Origin of the sequence: Sphingobium sp. HDIP04 (assembly GCF_000445085.1) — a bacterium.
Lineage (GTDB): Bacteria > Pseudomonadota > Alphaproteobacteria > Sphingomonadales > Sphingomonadaceae > Sphingobium > Sphingobium indicum.
The window spans coordinates 28,456-48,207 of sequence record NZ_ATDO01000040.1; the positions used below are offsets into that span (position 1 = coordinate 28,456).

Annotated in this window: 19 protein-coding genes; 10 read left to right on the plus strand and 9 right to left on the minus strand. The window is 64.2% G+C overall.

What is annotated here, in order from left to right; all coding sequences use genetic code 11:
* Positions 1-15 precede the first annotated feature (15 nt).
* The 6 genes from L286_RS27160 to L286_RS27185 are packed head-to-tail and all read right to left on the minus strand — an operon-like array spanning position 16 to position 5,967.
* Entirely contained in the window at positions 16-2,322 is a 2,307-nt protein-coding gene (locus L286_RS27160; RefSeq protein WP_020820205.1) for a CaiB/BaiF CoA-transferase family protein, read from the minus strand.
* A gap of 44 nt (positions 2,323-2,366) precedes the next feature.
* The gene (locus L286_RS27165) at positions 2,367-2,795 is read right to left on the minus strand and encodes a MaoC/PaaZ C-terminal domain-containing protein (protein WP_007687822.1); all 429 of its coding nucleotides are present in this window, start codon (positions 2,793-2,795) and stop codon (positions 2,367-2,369) included.
* 10 nt (positions 2,796-2,805) lie between these two features.
* Positions 2,806-3,312 carry an FAS1-like dehydratase domain-containing protein gene (locus L286_RS27170; protein WP_007687824.1) on the minus strand — a complete coding sequence of 169 codons (507 nt, stop codon included), beginning with the start codon at positions 3,310-3,312 and terminating at the stop codon, positions 2,806-2,808.
* Between the two features lie 20 nt (positions 3,313-3,332).
* Entirely contained in the window at positions 3,333-4,565 is a 1,233-nt protein-coding gene (locus L286_RS27175; protein WP_020820204.1) for a cytochrome P450, read from the minus strand.
* Positions 4,566-4,608: 43 nt separating this feature from the next.
* Positions 4,609-5,709 (minus strand): NAD(P)-dependent alcohol dehydrogenase, encoded by a 1,101-nt coding sequence (locus tag L286_RS27180; protein ID WP_020820203.1) that lies wholly within the window; start codon positions 5,707-5,709, stop codon positions 4,609-4,611.
* 42 nt (positions 5,710-5,751) lie between these two features.
* Positions 5,752-5,967 (minus strand): ferredoxin, encoded by a 216-nt coding sequence (locus L286_RS27185; RefSeq protein WP_013054045.1) that lies wholly within the window; start codon positions 5,965-5,967, stop codon positions 5,752-5,754.
* A 430-nt stretch (positions 5,968-6,397) separates the two neighbouring features.
* On the opposite strand from L286_RS27185, the gene L286_RS27190 reads away from it, so the two are divergent.
* The 7 genes from L286_RS27190 (at position 6,398) to L286_RS27220 (ending at position 13,338) form a co-directional block, all read left to right on the plus strand.
* Positions 6,398-7,048 (plus strand): TetR/AcrR family transcriptional regulator, encoded by a 651-nt coding sequence (locus tag L286_RS27190; RefSeq protein ID WP_013054044.1) that lies wholly within the window; start codon positions 6,398-6,400, stop codon positions 7,046-7,048.
* A gap of 434 nt (positions 7,049-7,482) precedes the next feature.
* A complete protein-coding gene (locus tag L286_RS27195; protein WP_007687833.1) occupies positions 7,483-8,598 on the plus strand; it encodes an alkene reductase in 1,116 nt (371 codons plus the stop codon).
* Positions 8,599-8,680: 82 nt separating this feature from the next.
* Positions 8,681-8,968 (plus strand): DUF1330 domain-containing protein, encoded by a 288-nt coding sequence (locus L286_RS27200; protein ID WP_020820202.1) that lies wholly within the window; start codon positions 8,681-8,683, stop codon positions 8,966-8,968.
* Positions 8,969-9,113: 145 nt separating this feature from the next.
* Positions 9,114-9,602, plus strand: coding sequence for a MarR family winged helix-turn-helix transcriptional regulator (locus L286_RS27205; protein WP_020820201.1), 489 nt, complete (start codon positions 9,114-9,116; stop codon positions 9,600-9,602).
* Between the two features lie 369 nt (positions 9,603-9,971).
* A complete protein-coding gene (locus L286_RS27210; protein WP_007687840.1) occupies positions 9,972-10,934 on the plus strand; it encodes a glutathione S-transferase family protein in 963 nt (320 codons plus the stop codon).
* Positions 10,935-11,002: 68 nt separating this feature from the next.
* Positions 11,003-11,983, plus strand: a complete 981-nt coding sequence (locus tag L286_RS27215; RefSeq protein WP_007687842.1) for an MBL fold metallo-hydrolase — start codon at positions 11,003-11,005, stop codon at positions 11,981-11,983.
* Between the two features lie 158 nt (positions 11,984-12,141).
* On the plus strand, positions 12,142-13,338 hold the full coding sequence (locus L286_RS27220) for a cation:proton antiporter (protein WP_025160559.1): 1,197 nt from the start codon (positions 12,142-12,144) through the stop codon (positions 13,336-13,338).
* A gap of 538 nt (positions 13,339-13,876) precedes the next feature.
* Here L286_RS27220 and L286_RS27225 read toward each other — a convergent pair.
* Positions 13,877-14,839 (minus strand): ring-cleaving dioxygenase, encoded by a 963-nt coding sequence (locus tag L286_RS27225; RefSeq protein ID WP_020820199.1) that lies wholly within the window; start codon positions 14,837-14,839, stop codon positions 13,877-13,879.
* 233 nt (positions 14,840-15,072) lie between these two features.
* Here L286_RS27225 and L286_RS27230 point away from each other — a divergent pair, with 233 nt between their 5' ends.
* Together L286_RS27230 and L286_RS27235 are read left to right on the plus strand one after the other, a co-directional pair.
* Complete coding sequence (locus L286_RS27230; RefSeq protein ID WP_233448218.1) at positions 15,073-16,050, plus strand: LysR family transcriptional regulator; 978 nt, start codon at positions 15,073-15,075, stop codon at positions 16,048-16,050.
* A gap of 326 nt (positions 16,051-16,376) precedes the next feature.
* Entirely contained in the window at positions 16,377-17,435 is a 1,059-nt protein-coding gene (locus L286_RS27235) for a maleylacetate reductase (protein WP_007687859.1), read from the plus strand.
* 111 nt (positions 17,436-17,546) lie between these two features.
* On the opposite strand, the gene L286_RS27240 is transcribed toward L286_RS27235, so the two are convergent.
* A complete protein-coding gene (locus L286_RS27240) occupies positions 17,547-18,164 on the minus strand; it encodes an alpha/beta hydrolase (RefSeq protein ID WP_013054035.1) in 618 nt (205 codons plus the stop codon).
* Between the two features lie 965 nt (positions 18,165-19,129).
* On the opposite strand from L286_RS27240, the gene L286_RS27250 reads away from it, so the two are divergent.
* Positions 19,130-19,507, plus strand: coding sequence for a glutathione S-transferase N-terminal domain-containing protein (locus tag L286_RS27250; protein WP_015460613.1), 378 nt, complete (start codon positions 19,130-19,132; stop codon positions 19,505-19,507).
* Here L286_RS27250 and L286_RS27255 read toward each other — a convergent pair.
* A partial coding sequence (locus tag L286_RS27255) for a DDE-type integrase/transposase/recombinase (RefSeq protein ID WP_021222970.1) occupies positions 19,479-19,752 on the minus strand: 274 nt, incomplete at its 5' end. The two genes, L286_RS27250 and L286_RS27255, sit on opposite strands and share 29 nt — an antisense overlap.

A 19,752-nucleotide genomic window follows, 5' to 3' on the forward strand; every position in this document is an offset into this window, starting at 1 on the left:
CTTGCGATCCGGGGCTCAACGATAGGCGTGCGGCAATATCTGCGGCATGGGTCCGCCGACCGCGACGGCGCGGCGTTCGATCAACTGGTCGATGGTCGCGGGATCGATCCCCGCATCCTCCAATATCCGGACGCTGTGCTCGCCGATCCCCGGCGGCTTCAGCACGCCGCGCCATTCGGTCCTGCTGAAGGATGCGATGCGCCCCGGCGTGGCGATGAAGCCGCCATTGTCGGAAGGATAGACATGGGCGAACCCAGCCTCGCACAGCCGGGGATCGCGCAGCACCTCCGTCACCTTCCTGACGGATGCGGACGGCACGCCCGCCCGGTTCAGACGGCGCGTCGCCTCCTCGCGGCTGAGATCGATGATGGCGGCCCCGATGGCGGCAATGGCTCCGTCCTTGTCCGCCAGCTTTTCCTCAGGAATTTCCAGGGCGCTGGCGATCTTCGCCGGGGCGTCGGGCGCGGCGATCCGGACCCAGCCGTCCGCCGCCCGATACATGCGGTCGAACGCGCCGTCCCCCTGGAAGTCCACGCCGCCGACGATGGCGGGCGGGCGCCCCTCGAACCGGATGATCTCCGCCGACTGGAGGTAGGTTGCGGTGCCCAGCAACGTGTCCCAGGTCCGCTGGCCTTCCCCGGTGCGCAGCCGGTGGAACAGGGCAAGCGCGATGGTGAGCGAGGACATGGAGGCCGTGCTGATGTCGCAGACGGATATGGTGTTGACGATGGGTTCGCCGTCGCCGCCCTCGGCCGCCATCATCCCGGCCATGCCCTGCAGCACCATGTCCACGCCGCCGCGCCCGCCCAGCGGGCCGGTCTGGCCGAAGGCGGAAAGGGACATGGTGACGATGCCCGGATTGATGGCCTTCAACGAGTCATAGTCGATGCCCAGGCTTTTCGTCACGCCGGGCCGCAGCCCGTCGATGAAGACGTCCGCGCCCTCGATGATCTTGTGGAAGGCCCGGATGCTGTCGGGATGCTTCAGGTCGATGGCGATGCTGCGCATGCCCCGGTTCGCGCCATAGGCGGGCTTGCGGAAGGGGTCGCCCTCTCGCGGTTCCACCTTGATGACGTCCGCGCCCAGCGCCGAGAGCAGGCATCCGGCATAGGGGCTGGCGAGGAACGGCCCGCTGTTGACGACCCTGATGCCCGACAACGGGCCGGAACGCACGAGCGGACGCGCATCGGCGGCCGGGCGGGGCTGCGCGGGCCATGGCGCGACCTTGCCGCTATGCTCGCCAAGGGCAGGGGCGGGGCCGCGAACGGCGCCCGGCGTCGCGGTCAGGTTGATCGGGACGCCCGGCATGACGACAGGACCACGGTCGGGATCGTCGACCTCCACCCGCATGCCCATGGCGGCGACCTGCGGATGGTCCAGCCACCCCTCGCGCCCGTCTATCGGTCCGGAGGGGATGCCGACGGCGTCGAGGCGGTCCAGCCAATATTGGCGGGGCTGCTTCAGCACCGCTTCCTCGACCGCTTTCTGGACCCAGCCGATATTCTCCGGCGCGACCATGTTCGCCAGGCTGCCGCCCAGCCGCTCATCTTCGACAATCGAGCCAAGCCCGATCACCTCCATGAACATCGCCTCGAACCGGGGGCCGAGCGCGCCGCTGGTGAACCATTTGCCGTCGCCCGCGATCATGCGGGAATAGGTCGGATGGCGCCCCGCGCCCCCCACCGCCGTGCTGGGGTCCGGCGCGTTGGGATCGACCACCAGCGATATCATGGTAAGCTGCTGAAGCGCGTTGATGCCGGACACGGTGACGCGCTGCCCGAAGCCCGAACCCTCGCGCTCGATCAAGGCCGCCACCGCGCAGACCGACGCCCAGAGGCCATGCGCATAGAGCAAAGTCTGGTAGACGGACTCGACCGGCTCCCCCGATACGGAGGACTGGCGGGCGAACTGGCCGCCATAGGCCCCCAGCAGCGCGGCGGATTCGACCCCGCCCGCCCAGGGGACATGGCCGGGCAGATAGACGGGCATCTCCAGCAGGATCAGCCGGGGATGGCTGGCCAGCAGTTCGTCGCCGTCCAGCCCGAAGGCCGCCAGTTCCTCGCCGCCCCTGCTGATCAGCATGTCGGCCCCGCCGATCCGGTTCCGCAGCCATGCGCGCCCCTCGGCCGATCCGGGATCGACCACCACGCTGCGCTTGCCGCGATTCCACATCGGAAAGCCGGGACGGCCGCGTTCCGGGTCGCCGTCCGGCGTCTCGACCTTCACCACGTCGGCGCCGAAGTCGGCGCAGAACATGCCGACTATGGGGCCGGCGACGCCGGTCGCCAGTTCGATCACCCGAATATCGCCAAGAGCATCCATTGGTCGTCAAAGCTCCCGAAAAATTATCGTTCTTGCGGCCATGGTCAGGCGCGGGACGGAACCGCCACGATGGCGCGCCCCGGCGAAGTGCCCTTGCCGTCCTGATTTTCCACGTCGATCTGAAGGTGGATGAGGGCCGCGCCGTCATCCGCGACGGACTTTTCCACGACCACCGCCCTGGTCGACAATATGTCGTTCTTCTGGTTGATGGCGCGGAACTGCATGGCCAGTTCCCTGATCTCGCTCTCGTCGCCCGCCCAGTCGCGCAGGGCGTTCAGCATATAGGCCCAGCGCAGATTGCCCATGCCGAACGCGCCCGGCTGTCCCGCCGCCTGTCCCGCCTCATCGTCCATATGGACATAGACGAACTCCTCGTTCACCGCGGCGAAGCGGCTCCATTCCATCATGGTCGTCTTGCGGGTGAAGGCCGGAATCTGGTCGCCCACGGCGATGTCTTCGAAGAAAATGGACAAGGCGAAGCTCCTAATAATGAATGAGGGTCATGACGCGGGACTTCACCCATTCGCCGCGCTGGTTCGTCCATTCGGTCTCGTTATAGGTGTAGAGCGTCAGGCCGTTGCGGCCCTCCCGCTCCTCCCAATGGGTCAGGCGGGAACGGCTGGAGATGACGTCGCCCGGCCGCATGCGCGCCCCGAACCTGTCGACCTGGCCGCCGTTCAATATATTGTCGCCCTTCTTCGTTTCCTGGCCGGGGATCGCGCCCTGAAGCCGCAATTCCTCCTCGGTCAGTTCGCGGGGCAACTGCCAGGCGAAGGGGTTGAAATCCTCCGGCGCGACGATGCCGCCCCAGCGGGTCGTCCGGGCATATTCCTCGTCCCAGAAGAGACGCGGCGGCATCTGCCCCCAATAGGTCGCTATCGCCCAGCGCCGTATGTCGGTGGCCGTGATCGGAAAGCTGGTCTCGAACGAATGCCAGACGCCTTTCGACGCCTCCATCTGCGGCGTGACGAGGGTGGTCGCCTCTTCCATGGTCGGTCCTCCCATCGATCCTAGAGCGCCACCGGCAGTCGGGCGATGCCGTTGATGCTCGCATGGCTCTTGAACCGGATGTCGGCCGGATCGGTCGCCAGCCGCAGGTTCGGGATGCGCCGCAGCAGCGTTTCGAACACGATCTGCAATTCGATGCGGGCCAGCGCCTGGCCGATGCACTGGTGCACGCCATAGCCGAAGGCGACATGGTCGCGCGGGCGGCGGCGGATGTCGAACTTCGCCGCATCCGGGAAATGCCCGTCGTCGCGGTTCGCCGCGAAGTTGAGCGGGATGATCCCTTCCCCGGCCGGAATCGTCACCCCGCCAATCTCTATATCCTCCGTCGCGATGCGCAGGATGATGAGGTGCACGACCGTCAGATAGCGCAGCAGTTCCTCTATGGCGTCCGGGATCAGGGCCGGCTCCGCCTGAAGCTGCGCCAGTTGATCCGGATGCTCCAGCAGCGTCAGCATGCCCAGGCCGATCATGTTCGCGGTCGTGTCATGACCCGCGACCAGCAGCAGCCATGCGGTGTTCAGCACGTCCCGCCGCTCGATCTGGCCCTCCCGGCTGGCGCGCACCAGGTCGCCCAATATGTCGTCGCCCGGATCGTCCAGCTTCTCCCGCTCGGCGATCAGCCGGTCGACATAGTCGTTGATGTTCGCATAGGCCTCCGTGGCGCGCTCTATGGCTTCATCCGTCCCCAGGCTGGCGGCCAGCAGCGCCTCCGTCTCCCGGTTGAAGAAGGGATGGTCCGACGGCGGCACGCCCAGCAGCCAGGCGATCACCGTGGAGGGGACGGGCAGGGCGATCTCCTCCACGAAATCGAACGGCTCCGAACGATCGATGATATGGTCGATATGCTCGTCGACCAGCGCCTGGATGCGCGGCCGCATGACCTCCAGCTTCTTCACGATGAAATGCTTGGAGATGAGCCGCCGGAACAGCGTGTGGCGCGGCGCGTCCATGTTGAGGAAGGTGCTTTCCTCCTCGCTGGGGCGGGGCACCAGTTCGATCTGGGGGAAGCCGGGCAGATTCTGGTTCGAACTGACCCTGGGATCGGCCAGGATGCTCCGGACGTCGTTATAGCGGGTGACGAGCCAGGCCGGCGTGCCGTCGTGCAGGACGACGCGCCGGACCGGCTCGTGCTCGCGCAGCCAGGCATAGGCCGGCGGCGGATCATAAGTGCCGCGCTCCCAGGGGAAGGTGGTTTCGGGGACGGGCTTTTCCTGGATTTGGGTTTCTGTCGTCACTGGCTCGTGCCTTCTTCGTGGTGGGTGTCAGCGGTTCGTCGCGTCATCGGCCCGGCAGCAGGACCGGCTTGATGACCGAACCGGATGCAAGGTCGCGCTCGGCATCGTTGATCTTCTCCAGCGGATATCGGGCGATCAGCCGGTCGAAGGGGAAAAGCCCCTCCGACCAGAGTTCGATCAGTTGCGGGATCAGCAATTGGGGAACCGAATTGCCCTCGATGATGAAGGAAATTTGCTGCCCCTTCATCAGCGCCTCCTGCGGCAGGTCCAGCGGCGCGCCGCCGCCGCCCACCAGCCCCAGCTTCCCCCGCGCGCGCAGGGACGCCAGGGCGGCGGCGATGACGGCGGGCGCGGCGGTCGTGTCCAGCGCATGGGTCGCGCCGCCCCCGGTGATGGACATGATCTGCTCGACCAGTTCGGGATCGCGGCCGGAGATGCGATGCGTCGCCCCCAGTTGCTGCGCGAGCTGGAGGCGGTTTTCATGCAGGTCGACCGCGATCACCTTCCGCGCCCCGGCGATGCGCGCCGCCATGATCGCCGCCATGCCGACCGCGCCCGTCCCGAATATCACGACGCTGCTGTCGAAACGCACCTGCAGGGCGTTGAGGACAGCGCCCGCGCCGGTCTGGATGCCGCAGCCCAGCGGCCCCAGCAATTCTATGGGCAGGTCCGGCGAAACCTTGACCGCATTGCGCTCGGTCGCCAGCGAATGGGTGGCGAAGGACGACTGGCCGAACCAGCGCGTCTGCAATTCGACCCCGTCTGAATCCCGGCCCGACCGATGCGATCCGGGCCGCAGCCCCAGTTCGTTCCGCTCGCTGAATTCGGAGCAGAAGGATGGCGTGCCGCCATGGCAATTGTCGCACCAGCCGCATGAATCATAGGTCAGGACCACATGGTCCCCGACGGCGAAGCGCGTGACGGAGGGGCCGACCGCCTCGACGATGCCCGATCCTTCATGGCCCAGCACGGCGGGCAGGGGCGCCCATTCGGCGGGGATATGCCGGACCACCAGATCGGTGTGGCACATGCCGACACCGGCGACGCGGACGAGGATCTCGTTCCCGCCGGGTTCGGGCAGGTCCAATGGCTCGATGGCGAAAGGGGCTTGCGCATGGCGCAGGATCGCGGCGCTGGCGTGCATGTCTTCGACACTCCTCCTGGAAGCGGAAAGCGGACCTGGAGGTCAGGCCTTCGGGGTCGCCGAAAGCCGGATCGCCGCCGCCGGGCAGACATTGGCGGAGGATCTGACCGCGGCGACGCTGGCTTCGTCGCCATCGTCCACCGTGTCGCGCAGCAGGAGGACGACGCCATCATCGTCCTGATCGAAAACCCCGGGCGCCAGCATCACGCATTGGCCCGACGAAACGCACCTCTCCGGCAAGGTTTTTACTTGCATCATCCACGCCTTGTTTTTTGTTGTTTATGGTCGAATAGAATCGACAATGAACAAGCTAAATCTTCAAATTTTAAAATAAAGAATAATAATTATCACCTATTGTCTCTTCAGTGCCGGAGGATTTGCAAAGTTGGCGCATATGCCCGGCGTGATACGCCCTGTCTTTGGTTATGACCTGTAACTTTCGCCATGGATGTTCGCTGGACGCCGAAGCCAATTTGCCGGTCGGCGCGCCGCGACATCGACAGGGCCATGGCGATCTGATATGCGGTTGAATCCACGCTTGGCCGATGGTCGGCAACAGATCGAACGCGCTTGGAGGACAGCAAACGCCCCAGCGCCGCCGAATGCCGGAACAGGGTCCAAGCGCCATAAGGCCGAGCGCCACAAGAAAATGTCGGGAGAGGAGATGACCCAGATAAGAGCCTTCCCAATGAGCGAGTCCCCTGTCATCCCGTTGCGGGAGCGTCGCCGGCAGGAAACGATGAACGAGATCCTCGATCTGTCGATCGAGGTCATAAGGCAGCAAGGCGTCGCCGGACTGAATCTCACGACGGTGGCGCGGCTTCTGGGCGTGCAGCCGACCGCGCTGTACAAATATTTCCCTTCCTTGATGGCGGTCTATGACGCGCTCTACCGCCGCGCCGAAAACGATGTCCTGCATGAAGTCGAAAATGCCGTCGCGAGCGCCGAACCAGGCATGGCGGCGATAAGGGACGCGATGCTGGCCGTGGACCGATGGGCGACGGTGAACCCGGAAATGGCCCAGCTGCTCATCGGCCGGCCGATCCCCGGCTATATTCCCGCGCCCGACGCGCTGGACCCCAGCATCCGGATATTGGGCATTTTCCGCCAGTCGCTGGACCAGGCAGTGGCGCGGCGGCAACTGGACGCCGGCGCGGCCGGATCGCGGCATGTGCTGATGCTGGCCGCGCTGCTGACCGGGGCCTCCACCCTCCGGATGCTGCACGCCGAAGAACCGCCCTGCCAGGCGGATATGGAGGGGTTGATTCCCGATCTGGTCAGCATGTTCTTCCGGGCGTTTCCGCCCCAGGATGCTCCTGTCCCCGCCACCGACCTCTGATCCGGCGCATTCCCTTTCCGCCGGGTCCGTCGAGGACCGATAGCCGCCCGCGCAGCGCTGCGGTTCGGCCTGGACAGGACGAGCTATAAGGCGGGGGCGCCGGCCTGCCCGCGCTTTTCCCATGCCGTCGGGAGCCGGCGGCGGCAGCCGCCATCCTTGAAAATATTATGGTTGCAATTTTAAACCATAGGCGGCACTATCCGCATGGTTGCAAAATTAAACCGTAACGAGGCGCCGGGCGCGCCTGGTCGAAAGAAGCGGCCATGCTGTCCTGGAGTAGGGTGTCGGATGATCGATTTGCGCGGACAAGCACGTCAGCCATGGCCCGGCCCCTTCGTCCGCGCCCGGCTCCCTTGCGGAGAGAGCCGAACGACAGGGATGAAGTCTCGCGGCCCTCGCCCCCTTTCCTCAGCCAGCATTGCCAGGAGTTGCCAATGACCCAATCCGCCTTGTTCCAGCCGCTCAGGATCGGTCGGCTCGAACTGTCCCACCGCGTGGTGATGGCTCCGCTGACGCGGATGCGCGCCGGTCCGGGCATGGTGCCGCGCGACATCGCCGTCGAATATTATCGCCAGCGGGCGACGCCGGGCGGCCTCATCGTCGCGGAAGCATCCCAGGTGATGCCGACCGGCCAGGGATATCCGCAAACCCCCGGCATCCATACGGCGGAACAGATCGCCGGTTGGAAAAGGGTCACCGACGCGGTGCATGAAGCGGGTGGCCACATCTTCCTCCAGCTCTGGCATGTGGGGCGCATTTCCCATTCCTCCTACCATGGCGAAACGCCGGTCGCGCCGTCCGCCGTCGCCGCCGCGGGCGATCATTTCACCGCGAGCTGGAAGCTGGAGCCGTTCCAGACGCCCCGCGCCCTTGAGCTTGAGGACATCGCCGCGATCGTCGAGGCCTATCGCACCGGCGCCCGCAACGCGCTCGCCGCAGGATTCGACGGGGTCGAGATCCATGGCGCGAACGGCTATCTGATCGAGCAGTTCCTCCAGTCCCGCTCCAACAGGCGGCAGGATATTTACGGCGGATCGATCGCGAACCGCACGCGCTTCCTGCTCGACGTCACGCGCGCCGTGGTGGAGGAGGCGGGGGCCGACCGCGTCGCCGTCCGCCTGTCGCCCTTCGGCACCACCAACGATTCCGGCGAGGACGATCCGCTGCCGCTGTACCGGCATGCGATCGCCGCGCTTTCCGGCTTCCAACTGGCCTATCTGCACCTGATCGAACCGCGGATAGCCGGGACCGGCAAGGCGGACGTCCTCAATGATAGCGCGCCCTCCGCCGCTGAACTCTTCCGCGACTCCTGGCCCGGCGTCCTGATCGCCGCCGGCGGTTATGAGGGGGCTTCCGCCCAGGAGGAAGTGGGCAAGGGGCTGGCGGACGCGATCGCCTTCGGGCGTCCGTTCATCGCCAATCCCGACCTGGTCGAACGAATCCGCCTGGGCGCTCCGCTCAACCCCTGGGACCGTCCGACCTTCTACGGCGGCGATGCCAAGGGCTATACCGATTATCCGACGCTGGAAACGCTGAACGCAGCGGCCTGAACGAAGGTCGGACCGGGCCGCCTCCGCCCGCGGAAGGCGGCCCCCTTGAAGAGACGTCAGAGAATTCGGGAAGGATGCAGGAATGGCGGTCTACACAGTGGCTCAGGTCAAGATCAACGACGGCGAGATATATGAGAAATATCGGGAGCGCTTCGGCGCGGTGCTCCAGCAATATGATGGCCGGCTCGTCGCCGCCGACGACAATCCGGTCGTCCAGGAAGGCCAATGGTCCTATGAGAAGATCGTGATCCTGGAATTCGCCGATCTGGACGCCTTCAATGCGTTCGCCGACAGCGAAAGCTATCGCGAGATCGCGGCCCATCGCCATGCCGGGGCGGACAGCCTGATCCTCGTCGCGAAAGGACGCTGAACCGGCGCGCAGGCGCTCCATCCGGGGGAAAACGCCGGCGGAATCCCTATTGCGACGCCCGGCCGGCACCGTACGGCCGGCTCCCCCGGCGCGGCAATGCGCCTGGGGGGTCGACAGGCGCGCGCCATAAGTGTATGCTCACCCAATGAGCGCGCTACGACCCATCGCCTTCCTGGAGGAAGTCAGGAACACGCCCCACATCTGCCTCGCGGAAGGTCTGCGGGCGGCCAATCGCGCCGTCATGAAGCATTATGTCGACAGCATGGCGGGATCGCCGGTCAATCCGGTGCAGATGTCGCTGCTCATGCGCGTCTATTATCTGCGCAACGCGACCATGCAGACGCTTGCCCAGCATATGGAGACCGATCGCACCACGACGACGCGCAACGTCGATGTGCTGGTGCGGGACGGATTTCTGGAGATCGCGGAGGGCAAGGACAGGCGCCAGCGGCTGGTGCGCTTGACGGAGCGCGGGCATGAGGCGCTGGAGGTGTCGATCCCCAAATGGCGTAAGGCCCAGGATGAGCTGAAAAATGCGCTGGGCGACGAATTGTGGAACAATATCCTGCGCGAAGCCCGGACGTTGATCGAGCTTGGCGGCATCGCCTGCGATCGCACCGCCCAAGCGGCCTGAGGCATTCCCGACCGATCGGGCCGACATGGCCACCGCGCATCCGTTCGGGCGGCGCCGCAATGCCGCGCCCTGACTACATCCGAAAAATGGATAAGGGATTTTCATAATCCGCGCTTGAAAGCGGGGGCGCCACATCCTTTGTGGTTCCGCATAATATGCGCGTGGAGAGAGAGAATGGCCTCATCGTCCGTCCTGCCGGAATCCTGTGGCCCTGTCGTCCTTCCTCGTTCTGACGGATTTCGATCCCATGACGCGCCGGCGCAGCATCCCGGATGCGCGGGATGAGCGCCGTCTCTCGCCGATCATGCGCGAACCTGCCCGGCATCATGCGAAGCGGATCGGCCGGGCCGAAGATGGAGATACCGATATATGGGCCTGTTGGTTGACGGCGTCTGGCGCGACGCCTGGTATGACACGAAATCGAGCGGCGGCAGATTCGTGCGCAAGGAATCGCAATATCGCGACGGGCTGGACGGCCGTTTCCAGGCCGAGCCGGGCCGCTATCATATCTATGCCGGCTTCGCCTGTCCCTGGGCGCACCGCGTCCTCATCATGCGCGCGCTCAAGGGGCTGGAGGGGTTGATCTCCGTCTCCATGGTCAATGCGTTCATGGGCGAGAAGGGCTGGACGTTCCTGCCGGGCGAGGGCGTCGTGCCGGACAGCGTCAACGGCGCGCAATATCTCTATCAGGTCTATCTGGCGGGCGATCCGACCTATACCGGCCGCGTGACCATCCCGATCCTGTGGGACAAGTTCGAGAAGAGGATCGTCAACAACGAATCGTCGGAAATCATCCGGATCCTGAATTCGGCGTTCGATCATGTGGGGGCGCTTCCCGGCGATTATTATCCGCAGGAATTGCGCGCCGAAATCGACGCGATCAACGCGCGCGTCTACGAAACGCTCAACAACGGCGTGTACCGTTCGGGTTTCGCGACGACGCAGGAAGCCTATGAGGAGGCGGTCCATCCGCTGTTCGAAACGCTCGACTGGCTGGAGGAGCATCTGACGGGCAGGGAATGGCTTGTCGGAGACAGGCTGACGGAAGCGGACATCCGCCTGTTCACCACGCTGGTCCGCTTCGATGCGATCTACCACGGGCATTTCAAATGCAATCTGCGCCGCATCGCCGACTATCCCAATCTTTCGCGGCTGACCTGGAAGCTGGCGTCCCATGAGCGCGTGGCGCCGACCATCGATCTGCGCCATGCCAAGGCGCATTATTACCGCAGCCACACCAGCGTGAATCCCACGGGCATCGTGCCCGTCGGCCCGGCCGAACCATTGGGGCCGGGCCATTCGCTGACCGGAATCCAGCCTCTTCCGGCTTGATCCTGCCGGTCCGCCCAGGGCGGCGGCCCGGCCGCAAAAGCGCCAATAGTCGAACAGGGGTCATCCCGATGAAGCATCTGCTCCCAATATTGATATTCGCACTGGCCGGAACCGTGGCTGCGCGGGCGGAAACGCCGCCCGCGCAGCCGCCGCGCCTCATCCTGCTGGGCACGGCCGGCGGGCCGATAGCGCGGCTGGAACGCTCCCAGCCCGCCAATGCGATCGTCGTCGGCGGGCAAACCTATCTCATCGATGCGGGCGACGGCCTTTTGAGGCAGATGGCGGCCAGCAAGCTGGGGCTGGGGTCCGTCAAGGCCCTGTTCCTAACCCACCATCATATCGATCACGTCGCCGATGTTCCCGTGCTGATGATCGACCGCTGGCTTCTCGCCAACGCGCCTCCGCTGGAGATATACGGACCGCCGGGATCGGCGCAGCTCGTCGCGGGGACGCTCGCCGCCTTTCGGCCGGTGGAGCTGGCCCCGGTGACGGTCGGCGGCCCGGTCAAGCCGCCCCTCGCCGGATCGGCGGTCGGCCATGACCTGCCGCTTGACCTCAATGAACCGCGGCTGGTCTACAAGGACGATCGGGTGCGGGTGTTCGCCATCGGCGTCGATCACTATCATTATCCGGCCGGATCGATCGAGGCGCGGTCGTCCCGTTCCTATGCCTATCGCGTGGAGGCGGGAGGCAAGGTCTATGTCTTCAGCGGCGACACCGGACCGTCCGAACGCCTGAAGATCCTGGCGAAGGATGCCGATTATCTTGTCTGCGAGGTGATCGACATTGCCCGGATGGAAAAATTGCTGCGAAGCTATCCGGGCTTCTCCGCCGATCAGATTCCGCCGCTGATGGAACATATGCGCGAAGACCACCTGACCGGGGAGCAGATCGGCGAAATCGCCGCCGCCGCGGGCGTCAAGAAGGTCATCCTCACGCATTTCGCGCCGGGCAATGACGGGGAAACCGATGTCGAATCCTATGCCGCGGGAATATCCCGGCATTTCCACGGCGAAGTCGCCCATGGCCGCGACCTGGACCAATATTGAGGAGCGGACAGTAACGGCCGGATTCGCCGACCCGACATAATCCGAATAATGATTATTCATCCTGAGAGATACTCGACGGGATTGGGAGCCAGTAGGGGAATTTCCCCATATTCACTGTTGAGCGGTGTCGACATCGCGATCTGAAAGCAGGCGGGCGAGTGATCATTTCCGTAATAGCCTTGGCATGTGCCGGCAGCGCGATAGCTGCCATCCTCGCCCGATGGATGCCCAGGGCATTGTTGCCGGCCCTGGTGCTGGAAATCGCCTTCGGCATCCTGATCGGTCCCAACGGCATGGCGCTGCTGGCGCCGGGCCCGGCCATGGAAATGCTCGCCAAGCTGGGATTCGGCGTGCTGATGCTGATCGCCGGACTGGAAATCGATCTCGGCATGCTGCTGGCGCGCGGGCAGAAGGCGAAGCAGGCGAGTCCGCTCATGCTCGCGGTGATGATGTCGCTGATGACCGTGGTCATGGCCGCGTTCGGCGCCTGGCTGTTGCTCGACTCCTCGACGCCGCTGCTGCATCTGGCGATCTATGCCGTGATCCTGTCGACGACGTCGGTCGGGATCGTCGTGCCGACCATACAGGAACGACGCCTGGCCGACGGCGCCTATGGCCAGACCATCCTCTCCACCGCGTTGCTCGCGGATTTTTTCACGATGATCGCCATCTCGTCCCTGGCCGGCATCGTCGTCAGCGGCCGCGCCGAGGGCGCATTGGGCAGCCTGGCGCTCGTCGGCATCGCCGGGCTGGCGATCTGGCTGCTGCCCAAGCTGCTGGCGCGGGTGCCGGCCGCGCAGTTGGACAGCCGGACCAGCCTGCCGTTGGTCAGGCTCAGCCTGGCGCTGCTGTTCATGGTCGCCTGGCTCGCGGAGCGGCTGGAATCCGAACTGGTGCTGGCGGCCTTCCTCGCCGGATTGCTGCTGGGGCAGATCATCCCCCGCAACAGCCATCGGCGCGAGACGCTGGAAGCGATCGGCTACGGCTTCATCGTTCCCTTCTTCTTCATCAATGTCGGCCTGAAATTCGACATTCCCGCCCTCTTCGCCTCGCCCAAGGCCTTGCTGCTGGTGCCGGGCTTCGTGGCGGTCGCCTTCGCCAACAAGATCATTCCCGCATTGCTGCTGGTTCCTGCGCATGGCCGGAAGATGGCCGTCGCGGCCGGCCTGCTGCTGAGCGCCCGCCTCAGCCTGATCGTCGCCGCGTCCGACATTGCGACGCGGATCGGCGTGCTCGATACGGCGACCAATGCGGCCATGGTGCTGGTTGCCATCATCAGCGCAGCCCTGGCGCCCCTTCTGTTCAACATATTGGTCGATCGGAAATCGCCCATATTGGCGAATGCCGAAGCGTAAGGGGCAGGGGGCAAGTGCCCCCTTATCCCCCTGCCGGACAGGCGGGCGCCCTGAGACCGGCCCGGCGCGGGTTCGTTCCAGGGGGCCATCCCATCCATCACCGGAGGGCCGGAGAGCAGTCGCCAAGGGCTCGCCTGAGTTGCTGTCCCGTGCGGGCGGATGTTGCCCGGATCAGGCGGTCATCGGGATCGATTCCCTGCGCTTGGGCAACGTCATCCTCCTCTTGGAGCGGTTTCGATTGCTTGGAAATCGCTCCAAAGAACCCCTGCGTTAAATCACCGGAGTAGCCGTCGAGTCATTCGACAGGCTTAGGGCCTCTCGAAGAGGCGTATCGAAGGACCGATGCTGGCGCGGATGCTTCGATATGGGCCTTCGACTTCGGTTCCTGCTCGGCACGAACGGTTCCGAGTTATTGCTCGATGTTGCAAGGACATTCCGGCAATAGCCGTCCTCTCCTTTTCCAGGACTTCAAGGTTCCAGGACGCAAAAAAAGAGGCCCGACATTTGCCGGGCCTCCCTTTCTTTCCTGCGTCAGCGATCAGACGACGATCGGATCGTCTTCCATCGCCTGCTGGATGAGGTGCTTCTTGTCGTCGAACTGCGGCGAAACCTTCAGGTCCATGCCGAGGGTGTTTTCGTCCTCGTCATGGGTGAAGCCCAGGCTATGGGTCGCTTCGAACATCACGCCGCCCGGGGTACGGACATAGGTGGATTCGAAATAGCCGCGGTTCTTGCGGTCCGAGAAGTCGGTGAAGCCGACGCCCTCGGTGTCGAACTTGATCCGGGCCTGGACGTCCATGTCGGGCACGGCGAAGGCGCCGTGGTGGATGATGCCTTCCGCGATCGTCCAGCTACCCTGGCGCACGTCGGGTTCATGAAGCAGGTCGATGATCGTGCCTGCTTCCGTCGAACCCTTCACGCGGTAGCGGTGACGATTGCCTTCCTCGCCGATCTTCTCGAAATTCCAGCAATTCTCCATGAAGAAGTCCATGTCCTCCAGCTCGCGCACGGAGGCCGTCCAGCTATGGAAGCCGCGCTGGGCATATTCGAGCGGCACATAGGGCGAATCATAGGGCGCCCGCGTGTCGGTCTCGTCCTCCAGCACCTCGAATTCGATGCCGCAGTCGGGATGCTGGAAGCTCACGAAGCGCTGACCGAAGCGGGTGCCCGGCGCGCTGGTCTCGATGCCATGCTTGTTGAGGTGGCCGATCCACCATTCCAGCGACCCCTTGGGGATCGAATAGGTGCAGACGGTGAACTGGTTGGAACCCTTGCGGCCCTTCAGGCCCGTGCGACGGGTGGGGAAGGTCGTCATGACGGTGCCGGGCGTGCCCAGTTCGTCCGCGAAGTAAAGGTGATAGATGGGAATGCTGCCATCATAGAACAGGGTCCGCTTCACGAAGCGCTGGCCCAAGACCTTCACGAAAAAGTCGATGTCGCCCTGGGCTGTGCCGGTGCAGATGGTGATATGATGCAGGCTGGTGATATGGTTCGTATCCACGATCGCTCTCCAAGATCAAAATATAGTCCGAAAATCGCGCCTCTGCTTTTCGCCTGGCGGCGAGGAGCGGGACCTCCATTGAAATAGCACTCCAAAGCCGTTTACTCCACGCGGGTTCACGAATATCCGGCATTCGAAAAGCGAATGTTCCTGGCCATGCAGCGCTTTACGCAATAGCAGGGTTTCCGGTGCTTTCTCATTCGGAAACCGGAAATGGCGCAATGATTTCCTTCATGCATTTGACTGTGTTTCAGGCCCTGATGCGGGCGAAAAGCGTGGGGGTGGCGGCGGAGATGCTGGATATGCCGCAGCCCACGCTCAGCCGTCATCTCAAACAGCTCAGGGAGCATTTCGGGAACCAGCTTTTCGTGCGGACCAGCCGGGGCCTGGAGCCCACGTCCCTGGCCATCACCGCCGCGCCCGCCGTGTCGCAGACATTGGAACTCTATCATTCCCGCCTGAGCGGCGAGCCGACATTCGATCCCGCGACTTCGAACCGCGATTTCCACATCGCGGCTTCGGATGTCGGGCATCTGCTCGTCCTTCCCCGCGTCCTGCAATGGGTGCGCGATCTGGCGCCGGGCGTGCGGTTCAAGGCCATTCCCCTGGGAGGGGAAAAGCTGATCGCCCGGCTCGAGACCGGCGAGGTCGACATCGCGATCGGCAGTTTCCCGGCGCTCTATGCCGGCGTCGTCGAACAGACGCTTTTCCCGGAGGAATATGTCTGCGTCGTGCCGCGAAGCTATCTGCCCGCCGGGCGCCTGACCATGAACAGGTTTAAGGCCGCCCGGCACGTCCTGGTCGACGGCCGCCACCTTGGCCACATCCATGAGGATGTGGAAAAGCTGCTTCGCAAGATCGTGGGTCCATCGAACATCACCGTCATGGCGGAGAGCTTCCTCCTGAGCGCCCATATAGCCGAGCAGTCGGAACTGATCCTGACCACGCCCTCCCGCCTTACCGGCTTGCTGAACACCAAGAGCGTCCGCATTCTCAAGCCGCCCGTCGCCCTTCCAGGCTTCACCGTGAAGCAATATTGGCATGAGAGATTCCATGACGATCCCGGCAATCGCTGGCTGCGCGGAATTCTGTCGCGCATGCGCGGCCTTTCGGAGGAGGGCGAAGGCCCGTCCTTGCCCGAATTCGCCGGCGGTGCGGCGGAGGGCGATGGCGCTTCGAATCCGGATATTCGCAATTCGCTCCATGAATAAGTGCCGCGCCGCGCCCCGCCGGAAGGCGAGCCATGCGGCCGGCGAGCCAAGGATGGGGCGGGTCGGGAAAAGGAAAAACACTATAAAATCCATATGCTTGCGGGAATTTTCTTCATGTCCGGACCGGCCCGTTCCGGTCGTTGCGACAGCCCTGCCGAACAGGGGGCGGGCGGCTCCCGCACCGGCATGGGCGGGCCTGGCCCCTTGTGCGTCTGCCCGATTTCCCCTTTTATCGGTCGACTTGGCTCATGGCGAAGCGCTGGCAGCAGGCAAAGATCCTCTGCCCCGGATATTCGCCAATTCTAATGAGATAGAGAGGAAGCGTGATGCAATTCGTTTATGATCCCCTACCCTATAGGGTCATCTTCGGCGCGGGTTCGGTGCGGCGGGTGGCTGACGAGCTTTCGCATGTCGGCAGCCGCGCGCTGGTGCTTTCGACGCCGGAGCAGGCCGGCAGCGCGCAGGAGCTTGCCGCCACCCTGGGCGACAAGGCCGTGGGTCTGTTCAGCAAGGCGGTCATGCACGTCCCGGTCGCGACGGTCGACGCGGCGGCCGCCGTCGCCAGGGAACTTGACGCCGATTGCACGGTCGCCATCGGCGGCGGGTCCACGGTCGGGCTGGCCAAGGCGCTCTCGCTTCGGCTCGACCTGCCTTCGCTCGTCGTTCCGACCACCTATGCGGGTTCGGAAGTCACCCCGATCTGGGGCCTGACCGAAGATGGGATCAAGACCACGGGTCGCGACAAGAAGGTGCTGCCCAAGGTGGTCGTTTACGACCCCGATCTCACCCTGTCGCTGCCCGCCGAAATGTCGATCGCAAGCGGCCTCAACGCCATCGCCCATGCGATGGAGGGGCTTTACGCCTTCGACGGCAATCCCATCGTCTCCCTGATGGCGGAGGAAAGCATCAGGGCGCTCGCCAGGAGCCTGCCGCTGATCAAGGCCGATCCCACCGATGCGAAGGCGCGGGGCGACGCGCTCTATGGCTGCTGGCTCGCCGGCAGCGTCCTGGGCGCGGCGAGCGTCGCGCTGCACCACAAGCTCTGCCACACGCTGGGCGGCACCTTCGACATGCCGCATGCGCAGACCCACACCGCCGTGCTGCCCCATGCGATCGCCTATAATGCGCCGTCGGTGCCGGAGGCGATGGAACGGGCTAGCCGCGCACTAGGCGGCGGCGACCCCGCGACCAAGCTGTACGAACTGGCGGTGGGCCTGGGCGCGGAAATGTCGCTGGCGAAGCTCGGCATGCCCAAGGACGGCATCGCGAAGGCCGCCGCGCTGGCGGTCGCCAACCCCTATCCCAACCCCCGTCCGATCACGGAGGAGGGCATCGTGCAGCTTCTGAGCCGCGCGGTGGAGGGGCTTCCGCCGATCACCGCATAAGCAAAGGCCTGATCCTGGAACAGTGCCGGCCGCATCCGATCATTTCCGGATGCGGCCGGTTCTCGATCATCCGGCGCTCCCGTTCGGCCATGGCCAAGGACGGGACGAAATTCAGCGGCTTTCCGCGCCGAGCCAGCCCTGCACCGCCGCCTTGATCGGCAACGGCAGTTCATGCCCGCCTTCATAAGGGATGAAAGTCGCCCGCGCGCCGCTGGGGCCGGAGAGATAGGCTTCCGCCTGCTCGAACTTGTGGCGCGGGATCACATCGTCGAATTGGCCCCGGCAGAAGAGGACCGGCTTGTCGAGCAGGCCGTTGTCCGGCAGGTCGCCGTCCTCCACCGCGAAGCAGCCGCCGATCATGATGAGGCCGCTATAGGCCCCCGGATTGCTGAGCAGAAGACTGGCGGCCATCGCGGCGCCGTTGCTGAAACCGCATAGCCAGGGCCGTTGGCGGCCGGTATCTGCGGCGATCCAGTCGCCGACCTTCGACGTTTCGCCCGACAGGCTGGAGGGCAGGGCGACGCCGATCCCGGCATTTTCGAACCAGGCGAACCCCGGCCCCTGGGGAAGCGGCCCGCGATAGGAGCGAACATTCGCGCGGCCGAAAAGGGGCAGCGCGAACCCCGCTTCCCTTTCGGTGCTGCCGCGGCCGTGAAGATATACGATGTCGCGGCCGGACGGAATGTCGGGATTGTCGTATCGCATGACGATGGCATTGTCTCGAGACATGTTCGCTTCCAATTCCTGGCGATGCGAAGCCGAAGCGGCGTCCGGTCCGACGGCGTCGGCCCGGCTGCTCCGGCTTCCTGTTTTAGCGGGCTTTCCGGTCGGCGGATATTCCGCCTGCCGGGAAATGCTCAAGGCGACCATAGCATGCGATGGCTGCTTTCAAAGCGCGGTCGCTCAATCCCCATGACCGATTTGTGGGCAGTTGGCCCCGTTTCGATCAAATCCGTATCGCGAATATTCCTAATTCATTTGCAGCAATTTCCTCCGCAGGCGAAAGCTGCGATCCTTTCCGGACGGCCCGATAAGCATAATAATCACCGACGTGCCGGATAAGACAGGCGCTGATCCATAACAGCGCATGGAGAGGATATTCCTATGCTTCGATCTCCGGGCAATGCGCGGCGCGTCCGTCGCAATCCGCTCCCGGCCTCGACGTCCGCTGGCCCGCTCGCTGCGTGTCCGGCCCATGCGCAACATGGTCCAGGGGGAAACCCCGCCGCCTGTTTTCCGGAACGGCGGGAATGGCCCGATGAACTGCGCGGGCAGGCAAGTTGCGACCGTGCACCGGCTGGAATTCGTCAGTAGGGGAAGATCGAATGCCTAATGGAATGCGCTGTTTGGATCCCTCGATCGCCGATCGGATCACATCATTGTCGACGATGAGAAATAATGAGGAGATATTCGAAACATTCGGCTTCAGCTATAACACGCTGAGAAAAGTCTCGAACGGCATGCCGCTTCGCAGGTCACTTGCGGATCGGATTGAGGAACGTGCCAGAAAGGTTTTCGAAGCCGATGGATTTTTGAACATTTCGGCCTGATCGCATCGGATGGAATGCTCCGGCCTGTCGTTTCGGAGCGTTTTCCGACCGGGCGGATGATTGCTTCCGTTCGGGGCGACGCTCCGGTGCCGAACATATGCATTAAGCCATTTTTTGCCCAGTCCGCAGGAGAATTGCAGGGACATGTTGAAGCTCTACTACAATCCAGGTTCATGCTCATTGGCGTCCCATGCCGCATTGGAGGAAGCCGGCCTTCCTTATGAGGCGGAGCTGATCGACCTGACGCAAAACGCCCAGTTTTCAGACGCCTATCGTCAGAAAAACCCGTGGGCGCGGGTGCCCGCGCTCCAGATCGGCGATGATGTCCTGACCGAAAATATCGCCATCCTCAACCATATCGCGGAACTCGTGCCCGAAAAGGCCTTGCTGCCCACGGAAGGCCTTGCCCGCGCCCGGGCCCTGGAATGGCTCGCGCTGCGGCTCTGTTGCAAAGATTGGCGGCAGTCAGAGGTAGGCTGTCGCTCTGCGCCGATCAGGCGGCTGCTGCGAAATGGTGGTTGAGCATGCCCATGGCCTCCGTCAGCGCCGAGGGCCCAATGCCAAAAGCTCTCTCCACAAGGCGCACCTCGCCCCTGATGCCGGGCTGCAGGCACCAGGGGCGAGCCTGTCCTTTGCGCAGGGCTCGCATGACTTCGAATCCCTTGATCGTGGCATAGGCCGTGGGGATCGATTTGAAACCGCGCACCGGCTTGATCAGTATCTTGAGCTTTCCGTGATCGGCCTCGATCACGTTATTGAGATACTTC